At 45.8% G+C, this 2,836-nt stretch carries 3 protein-coding genes; all 3 read right to left on the reverse strand.

Annotation, left to right across the window (positions count from 1 at the left end):
* Positions 1–1,412: pyruvate, phosphate dikinase (locus LDL35_RS15190; protein WP_304024085.1), on the reverse strand; the 1,412-nt coding region annotated here is incomplete at its 3' end.
* Between the two features lie 258 nt (positions 1,413–1,670).
* Positions 1,671–2,444, reverse strand: a complete 774-nt coding sequence (gene thiD, locus LDL35_RS15195; protein ID WP_304024087.1) for a bifunctional hydroxymethylpyrimidine kinase/phosphomethylpyrimidine kinase — start codon at positions 2,442–2,444, stop codon at positions 1,671–1,673.
* Between the two features lie 47 nt (positions 2,445–2,491).
* The gene (locus LDL35_RS15200; RefSeq protein WP_304024090.1) at positions 2,492–2,824 is read right to left on the reverse strand and encodes a hypothetical protein; all 333 of its coding nucleotides are present in this window, start codon (positions 2,822–2,824) and stop codon (positions 2,492–2,494) included.
* Positions 2,825–2,836 lie beyond the last annotated feature (12 nt).

Raw genomic sequence — 2,836 nt, forward strand, 5'->3', positions numbered from 1 at the left:
CCTGCAACACAGGGCTTTCCCATACCTCTTGCAACGACTGCTGCATGGGATGTTTTCCCTCCCCTGCTTGTGAGTATTCCCTGGGATGCGAAAAATCCGTGAATGTCCTCTGGTTTTGTCTCTTCTCTGACCAATATGACTTTATGGCCATTATGTCCCATCTTCTCCGCCCGGTCTGCATCAAAAATTGCAATCCCTGATGCACCACCGGGAGAGGCTGCAAGTCCTTTTGCAACCGGCTGCATATCAGTATGAGGATCCAGTCTTGGGAAGAGCAATTGTTCAAGCATATCCGGTTTTATCCGAAGGAGTGCCTGATTTTTATCTATTAGTCCCTCATGCACCATCTCAACCGATGTTCTGACCATGGCGGTTGCATTCATCTTCCCGTTTCTTGTCTGAAGACAATAGAGTACTCCTTCCTCAATAGTAAATTCAAAGTCCTGGACCTCCTTGAAATGTGATTCCAGCGAATTACGGAGTTCCATTAACTCCCTGAAAAGCCCTGGCATCTCATCTGCCATTGCAGCAAGGGGTTTTGGTGTCCTGATTCCTGCGACAACATCCTCACCCTGGGCATTTACCAGGTATTCACCAAAGATGACATTCTCTCCGGTCCCTGGATCACGGGTAAACCCGACCCCGGTCGCAGAATTATTGCTCATATTTCCAAAGACCATGGCGACGATATTTACTGCAGTCCCGTTTGCCATCTCCGGAGTAATCTTAAATTCCCTGCGGTAGTCAACCGCCCGTTTCCCCATCCAGGAATTAAATACTGCTTTTATTGCGATCTCGAGTTGTTCATTGGGATCATGGGGAAAAGGTTTTCCGGTGTAACGCTCGACAACCTGCAGAAATTTCTGACAGATATCCTTAAGATCACGGGCAGACAGATCAATATCCTGGGAGGCTTGTGCCTGTTTTTTTATCTGTTCAAATGCTTCGTCAAATAATTCATCAGGAACTCCAAGGGCAACTTTCCCAAATAACTGGATAAACCGTCGGTATGCATCGTAACAAAATCGTTCATTCCCGGTATCATGAATAAGCCCCTCCAAAGTATCCTGATTTAACCCGAGATTTAAAATGGTATCCATCATTCCTGGCATGGACATGGCTGAGCCAGAACGGACAGATACCAAAAGAGGTTTTTTCTTATCTCCGAATCTGCGGTGCATCGCCTCTTCAACAGAACGAAGATGGGTTTTGACCTGTTCCATCAGATCATGGGGTAGTGTGCGATCAGGGTCATTCAGATATGACAGACAGGCTTTTGTAGTAATAACAAAGCCGGGAGGTACTCTGATCCCTGACTGTGTTAGTTCACACAGATTTGCCCCTTTTCCACCGAGTAATTGTTTATTTTTTCCATCCCCTTCTGCAAATGAGTATACCCATTTTTTTTCCATGATAACCCCTGGCTGTATAAATCATACATTCATATGAGTGGATCTGATCAGGTTCCTGAACCAGTATGTCGTCTATATGTGAAACAGCTATAAATAGTCTCATCCGAGGTGGAGACGCGTTATAAATAGATTGGGTATGGTGTAATTCTGAGTATGATTATTCAATTATTATAGTCATGAGCGTCAGTTCCTCGATATATAGTTCGTTGCCGGCTTATCTATGTACATCGATGATCATTATTCCGGTTTTTAGATATGCTAGGGATTAATCATTTTATGTTTACTTTTTCCCTCATATGCATGCAGGATTCCAAAAGTAACCAGGTCCTTTGCTTTTTTACAGGAGGATATATCATCAAACCCTTGTGCAATATATCCGGTTATCGCAGCTGAAAGACAACACCCGGATCCATGAACATCATATGGTAATCTGGTATGACGAAAGGATATGTTTCCCTCTTTCATGATAAGGCAGTCAATCGATTCATCTCCCGTTCCATGCCCTCCTTTTATCAAAACCTGATTTGCTCCAAGATCCATAATTTTACTTCCCGCAAGAATCACATCTTCCATAGACGCGATCTTCATTTGGGAGATGACTTCTGCCTCAGGAATATTTGGGGTTATGAGATGCGCCAGTGGTATCAGACGCTCACAGATATCACAGATAGCATCATCATGCAAAAGCCGGTATCCTGAGGTTGAGATCATCACCGGATCAATGACCAGGGGAACATCTTTGGGTACCGTATCTTCCACTGCCTTGATAATTCCTGTATTTGCAAGCATCCCGGTTTTTATCGCTCCCGGTGTCAGGTCCTCAAGAACGGTAATTATCTGCTCCCTGACAATATCCGGGTCCATCGGCCATGAGCCGGTCACCCGTGCTGCATTCTGTGCGGTGAGTGCGGTGATGACTGCCATCCCCCATACTCCCGTCTTTGCAAAGGTCTTCAGATCCATCTGAATGCCTGCACCCCCAGAAGGGTCAGATCCGGCAATGGTAAGTGCAGCAGGGAATTGAAATGTCATAGTACTGGAAGTAGGTATTATGAGTCTATACGGGTATCGAAAAAAGATTAGTAGGATCTGCCGATGAGAGTGACCACGGATCCCGGTTTCCCGCAGATGATACAGTTTCCTTGAGACTGATCGATAAGATCGGTCCTGACTTCAGTTCCCAGAACACTTGCATCAGCGATCTCTTCAAGCCGGTCGGCACATTCACGGTTCCCACACCAATGAACAGCGACAACCCCTTTAGAAACCATCTCATTCACAAGAGATTGTTCCTTTACCATGACCAGATGATCTTTGATATGGGTTTTTGCCCGCTCCTGCAGGGCTGCCGTGAACTCCGTCATCTTCCTGCTAACTTCGGCAATGATAGCTGCCCGCGGAACTCCCTCCATGCCGCCTCACCG

Origin of the sequence: Methanospirillum hungatei (genome assembly GCF_020216685.1) — an archaeon.
GTDB classification, from domain to species: Archaea; Halobacteriota; Methanomicrobia; order Methanomicrobiales; family Methanospirillaceae; genus Methanospirillum; species Methanospirillum hungatei_B.